The sequence below is a fragment of the Veillonella sp. genome (genome assembly GCF_019414865.1).
GTDB lineage: Bacteria > Bacillota > Negativicutes > Veillonellales > Veillonellaceae > Veillonella.
The window spans coordinates 1-6,288 of the sequence record NZ_DXLG01000093.1 but is presented as its reverse complement, the minus strand read 5'-3'; the positions used below and the strand labels follow the sequence as shown (position 1 = coordinate 6,288).

At 38.7% G+C, this 6,288-nt stretch carries 5 protein-coding genes and 1 pseudogene; all 6 read right to left on the bottom strand.

Annotated elements, in window-relative coordinates; translation table 11 throughout:
• Positions 1-251 precede the first annotated feature (251 nt).
• Positions 252-1,355, bottom strand: a complete 1,104-nt coding sequence (locus tag QZ334_RS06285; RefSeq protein ID WP_295232878.1) for a nicotinate-nucleotide--dimethylbenzimidazole phosphoribosyltransferase — start codon at positions 1,353-1,355, stop codon at positions 252-254.
• Complete coding sequence (locus QZ334_RS06280) at positions 1,352-2,389, bottom strand: nicotinate-nucleotide--dimethylbenzimidazole phosphoribosyltransferase (RefSeq protein WP_119206347.1); 1,038 nt, start codon at positions 2,387-2,389, stop codon at positions 1,352-1,354. Before QZ334_RS06280 ends, QZ334_RS06285 begins: the two co-directional genes overlap by 4 nt.
• Before the next feature lie 190 nt (positions 2,390-2,579).
• Positions 2,580-3,467 (bottom strand): prephenate dehydrogenase, encoded by an 888-nt coding sequence (locus QZ334_RS06275; RefSeq protein WP_295232873.1) that lies wholly within the window; start codon positions 3,465-3,467, stop codon positions 2,580-2,582.
• A gap of 101 nt (positions 3,468-3,568) precedes the next feature.
• A complete protein-coding gene (locus tag QZ334_RS06270; protein ID WP_119206349.1) occupies positions 3,569-4,915 on the bottom strand; it encodes an MATE family efflux transporter in 1,347 nt (448 codons plus the stop codon).
• A gap of 72 nt (positions 4,916-4,987) precedes the next feature.
• A complete protein-coding gene (locus QZ334_RS06265; RefSeq protein ID WP_119206350.1) occupies positions 4,988-5,707 on the bottom strand; it encodes a LemA family protein in 720 nt (239 codons plus the stop codon).
• A pseudogene (locus QZ334_RS06260) lies at positions 5,700-6,288 on the bottom strand (MAG1210 family protein); the annotation flags it as partial. The pseudogene QZ334_RS06260 and the gene QZ334_RS06265, both read right to left, overlap by 8 nt.

The window sequence follows — 6,288 nt, the reverse complement described above, 5'->3', positions numbered from 1 at the left end:
ACTCGCGACCCCCGCCTTGGCAAGGCGGTGCTCTACCGCTGAGCTATTCCCGCATACAGAACCGATAATTAATATAACATAATCATCAATCTGTCGTCAAGAAGAATTTAAGTCTGTCCTGACTGCCCTATAATAATATCAATTTACACATATAGTGTCAATGGTTTTTCCATGAAATTCTCAGTTAATTTTACATAATTGAGCATAAAACATACAAAAAGAGGGATTTAAAACTCCCTCTTTTATATAGATTACTCTTTATTCTTTTGTCTACCTTTACCGGCACCATCTTCAGCCGCTTTAACCTCAGCTTCAACGAAGGTTTTCATATCATTTAACATATGCATAGATGCATCGATAATAGATAGACCCATTGTGGAACCCAATGCTTCATCAATTTGTAAATTGTAGTGTAAACATGGTTTTATTCTAAGGAATCGACATTGTTCCTTATGAATTGGTTCCTCATAGGCAGCTGATGGGAATATATATTCCTTAACTAATGGCTCAATAGTAGCTGCAGCCAATACAGCTGCGCCTGTTACGGCATTATCCAATACTACTGCCATACGGTGACTCGCAGCACCTAAAATAAAGCCAGTTAAAAATGCAATATCAAGACCGCCTGCAATATGGAGCAAATGTAATACCGCATCATGGCGCTCGCTTTCACTCAAAGCAGACCAATCATCAACAGCGATATTAAAACGATCTACAAAGGAATGAATATGAGCCGCTCGCTGTTCAATAGTAGGGCCGCATTCAGTATGAACGAGAATATCGCTAAACTCACATCCTGTGATAGTTGCAGTCGTTACGAGAGAATCAAGGAATGCTCGTTCACCAATATTACCAATAGCAACGACTTGCAATCCATCGTTGTGTAATTTATCAGCATAGGTGAATCCTAACTCTAAAGCGCTCTCTAGTTCCTCTTGAGAAATAGCCGGTTCTACACCAAAGAAATGAGATCCTTTACGAATGACTTGTTGATCAATATATTCTAGATTACTAGTATCTTGCTCAAGACCTACATTTACAACATGTACGTCTGCATTTAACTTAAATGCCGCCCCCTGCGTAGCCGTTCTACCTTCATTGAAACGCTTGATAGCGGCGTAACTTTCACTACCATGCTGACTATTTTGAGGACCATCTACCAAGTGGTCCGACGCCACCACAAGTACGCCATATCGCAAATGATTTGGTTGAGGTTCTGCCAGAATGCCTGCAAAACGCTCAGCTATTAACTCTAATGTTGCAAGGCTATAAATAGGTTTTGTTAAATTATCGATACGTAATCGGCATGCTTCCATGGATGGCGCATGTAATGGTTCAATTGTAAAAGTTCTCATGCCTTACCTCCTGTAACAGCCAAATACATATGAACAGCAAGATCTAGCATTCCCATTTGAATGGAGCCACCAGAGGCCTCACCGAGACATAGCCCTAAATCAACATAGGCTTCAAGGCCTAAATTTTCTAAAGAAGATTTAGCCGCTTTTTCAGCAGATAAATGAGATGCCATTACATAATCCATTGCCTGTGGAACTAATGTTTTAGCAACCAATGCACATGCAGATGTATTAAAACCATCAATAATAACAAGTGCATTATTCGCTGCAGCACCTAGAATAACACCTACGATACATGTAAATTCAAAGCCGCCCACAGAGGATAAAATTCCGATTGCATCATCTTTCGGAATATTTTTATATTTTTCTAATACATCATGCACAATGCGTTGCTTTAATTTTAGACGCTCATCAGAAATATTAGTTCCTCGCCCTGTAGCTTCCTCTGCAGTGAGTCCTGCAAATTTAGCAGTCATAAGAGCACTTGCAGTAGTATTAGAAATGCCCATTTCCCCTACTAAGAAAACATTAAAGCCTTCGTCGATTTTCTCTTTTACAAGACGGATACCTGTTTCAATGCCTTCAATGGCTTGTTCACGTGTCATGGCCGGTTCTTCTACAAAGTTTTTTGTGCCCATACCAAGTTTATGACTACGGAGTCCTGGTACCCAGCTCATGTCTGCATCAATGCCCATATCGATGACTTCCATTTGAGCACCACAGTAATTAGCTAAGGAATTTGCGCCCGCCCCCTTAGGAATTAGGTAGTTTTGTGTCATCCCTACAGTTGTTTCCTTTGGGTACGCACTTACGCCCATATCGGCCACGCCATGATCGGCAGAGGCAATAATCATACAAGGTTTTGGAACCGTTAACTGTTCCTGATTTGTAGCCGCACCATATTGAGCCACCACGTTCACAAGTCGCCCATATTGTTCTACAGATGAACCTGCATTCCAATTATCGATTATATGTTGTTCAATTTCATGACTGCGACCTCTAATAGCGTCACAAGTTTCTTGTAACAAACTCATGGTATCTCCTTAACTAAATAATATGTTAAACGTATATTCTTTACGAACTCTAGTATATACATTATACTGCATAAACCACGTTGCTTCAGCTACATAAATATACATCAAGCTCAAATGAATGTTAATTATTCATTATTAGTACTCTATGAGTGCTAACCAATGTATAGCCTTAGCTAATAATTATTTATCATTAGCTATTCTTTATTTGTCCTGTTAAATATGGTAATTTACCGCGGATTTCTCTTCCTCGTTCAAGATAGGATTCTAAAGCTTGACCTTCATCTTCTTGTGAAAGTATCTCTTTTACCCGTTTGATTTCGGATTCGATTTGTGAAAGACCTTCAATTACATTGTGTCTATTACCGTAAATGATTTCACGCCACATAGATGGTAACCCACCGGCAACACGTGTACAATCTCTAAAGCCCCCTGCAGATAATTTCATGCGCAACTCGCCTAGTTCATCACCACCGGAAACTTGAGTTAAAATGGATGCCAATAAATGTGGCATATGACTCACCATAGCTAAATACGCATCGTGAGCATAGATATCGACGAATTCAATACGTGATCCTACAGCGCGTCCCATTTCAGCTAGTTCTTGAGCAACCTCTTCACTATATACATCAGAGGCCTTATCCTCTAGTACAATCCAACCCATACCTTTAAATAGGTTTTTATGAGATACTTCGTAGCCACCCTTTTCAGAGCCAGCCATAGGATGAACAGACACAAAAATTGTCCCTTTCGGAATAGAATCATATACAGCTCGTACAAAGTTTTCCTTTGCACTAGATACATCAGTCACCACTTGTCCTGGTCTAAAAAGATGTGCCATTTCTGTAAATAGTCTTGCATTTGTATCTGGAGGCAATGAAAATACAACGATATCTGCATTTTCAATCAATGGTTCTACCTCAGTCCAAGCAGCTTTTACCACCCCATCCTGAATGGCCGCATCACAAACCTCTTGGCGACGAGCATACCCTACTACCTCATAATCGGTATAGGCCTTTAAAGCCTTCGCCAACGAACCACCTAATAGACCTAAGCCAATAATGCCTACTGTCTTACTCATATAAACCTACTTTCACAAATAATTAGCCTTACACTCTCTAATGTAAGGCTAACTATATCTACAAACTACTAAAAGTATATTGAAATCGTGTAAATATAAGACTATGCCTCTATGAGGCGTCTATTTTTCCACTTCCCACTATACCAGCGATATACAAATAATAAACCTCGTAAAATTTCATCTACCGCCATGGCAATCCAAATGCCTACGAGCCCCCATTCCCAGTAAATTCCAAATAGATAGGACAATGGTACAGCACATAACCACATGCCAAAAATGCCTACGAGCATCGGTGTTCTAATATCCCCTGCTGCTTGTAAGCAGCCAACCATAACAATATTAACGGCACGACCTAACTCAAGAAAAATCTCAATCAGTAATACATTATGTGCTAACGATAGGATTTCTGGATCCGTAGTAAATATGGATAGTACAATATCACTGGTAATATAAAAGAACGTAGCCAGTCCTACACTAATGGCAATGGCTAACAACATAGAATGCCATACGCGATTTGTCACCTCAGCTTGTCGTTTAGCCCCCATCAGGTAACCCACAATAACTTGAGATGCATTTGCTAATGCTATGGTATATACATAGCAAAGCATGGCAACAACTGATACATACACCTTTGTATTAATAACAGCTAGCCCTAGGATATTGACCATTTTCATAATCGTTGTCTGAGATAACTGATAACTTAAGGTTTCACCACCAGAGGGAACACTGATATTCAGTAAAGACTTAACCGTATGCCACGGGAATGGTTTTAAAAATTTGAAGCTCACCTCTAAAGTAAGCAACTTCTTAAAGGTATAGCCGATAATTACGAGGCCTACCACCTTAGATAACCAGGTAGAAATTGATACCCCTAGTACACCAAGGCTTGGTATGGGACCATGACCAAATATTAATACATAGTTAGTTGTGATATGGATAACATTCATAACTAACGCGATATACATAGTAACACGCGTTAATGAATGGCCTCTAAATACGGCAACCAGCGCATAATACATAGCCTGAATCGGTAATCCTGCGGCCACAATGGTCGTATATATCGACGTATCACTCATCGTTTCGGGAGGTATACCTAGCCATGTAAAAATCCATTCATGACAGGTGATAAAGAATACGGCCGCAACAGATGAAAACAAAAAGTTCAACACCAAACTGACCGTACATACCTCAGATAGCTTAGACTGATTCTTAGCCCCTAAATACTGGGCAATCAAAATCGTCGTAGCTGTACTCATAACAATGATGAGCATAATAAAGATATTTAAAATTTGATTGGCATTAGCCACAGCTGCTACCGCTTGAGGAGAGTAGTGACTCATCATCACTTGGTCTATATTACCTACTAACAGCTGTAGGAACACTTCGATAAATATAGGCCAACTCAAAGTCCAGATGGACAAGCTAATCCCTTTTTCATAAGACTTCATAGTATCCCCTTATATACTAATGTCAGATTTTATAGTATGCCCTTCATATACTAACGTCCAATTGCCTATCCCTTAAAAGAAAACGCCCTTAGCTTTTTCTTTAGTTTCTTGATCAGCAATAAATGGAATTCTTGTAGTTCTACCTTCTTTGGCCGCTACAATCTTTTTAAATGGGAATTCAAAGATTTCTCTATTCCAAGTATTTACAGCATCATTATACAACGTTCTAGCTGCAGTAATTTCTTTTTGTAAGTAAGAATTTTGTTGCATTGCATCACGAATTGTATCTTGGCTTTGTAATTCTGGATAATTTTCTATAGCTACGTTGAGAGCTCTTGTAGCCTTGTTAAGTTGTGCATTCACATCACTTCTAGATGCTTCAGAAAAATTACCACTTCTATACTTAGCAATGTCTACAAGGATATCCTTATCAACTTCAATAGATTTTTCCACAAGTTTAGCCGCATTAGAAAGAATCACAACACGTTGCTCCATATAGTTATCAATTTCGGATGCAGCATTTTGAATTCTTTGTTCCATCATATTAAACTCTGAGCTAATTTGTTTTAATCGCCACCATGGATAAATCAATACAATGGCGCCAATAATAGATACTAGATACTTGTCTATAACTATGCCTAAAACGATACCGATAACACCAACTGCCATAAGGATCGTTGGAAGAAGTTTTTCAAAGCCACTAGTTTCAACAGGGATTACCTTAGCGATAACATGCACATCTCTGCCTTCAGACATAATTTCCGGATTCATTTCGTCGAGTTGGTTAGCCATTTTGGGTACCTCCAAATTCTTTGTAAATAGTATTTAATAAATCGTCGAGAGACTGATTTTGTCGATATAGTTTACCTGCCATAAAGTGATCGTATGCAAAAGACCTATCTCTATTATTGTCAGATTTTTGATACTGATCTAGACCTTTAATATGATTAAAATCCTCTCCAGCAGATTTAATTTCTGAAACCTCTATCAATTCTTGTTTTGTAACAGGAACATACTCGTCCCAGCGGACTGGAACATAATAGGTTCTACCATTACCAGCTCGTACAGGTACTTGATCTACGTGTTCGATGGCCCTATAAGAATAGGCATCTACCTTAATTACCTCAGAGTCACCTTCATTTTTATGGTGGCTAGTCTTAAGAATTGTTTTTACATTATTTCGCTGAGCCGCATCAGGAGGAACAAATAAATTAAGTCCCATTTTATTTGCTAGCATTTCTGTAATGTAATCATTGTATTTGAAATTATAAGATTTGCCATAAATATAATCATTAGAAGCCATTTGTTGATACACAGGAATCGCTAAAATTGGTAGGAATGAGAAATACATGTGATCAAAGTAACTGCAGTTG

Coding starts and splice junctions, on each gene's coding strand:
- QZ334_RS06285 (WP_295232878.1), bottom strand. CDS start 1,355: ATGAGAACTTTTACAATTGAACCATTACATGCGCCATCCATGGAAGCA.
- QZ334_RS06280 (WP_119206347.1), bottom strand. CDS start 2,389: ATGAGTTTGTTACAAGAAACTTGTGACGCTATTAGAGGTCGCAGTCAT.
- QZ334_RS06265 (WP_119206350.1), bottom strand. CDS start 5,707: ATGGCTAACCAACTCGACGAAATGAATCCGGAAATTATGTCTGAAGGC.
- QZ334_RS06270 (WP_119206349.1), bottom strand. CDS start 4,915: ATGAAGTCTTATGAAAAAGGGATTAGCTTGTCCATCTGGACTTTGAGT.
- QZ334_RS06275 (WP_295232873.1), bottom strand. CDS start 3,467: ATGAGTAAGACAGTAGGCATTATTGGCTTAGGTCTATTAGGTGGTTCG.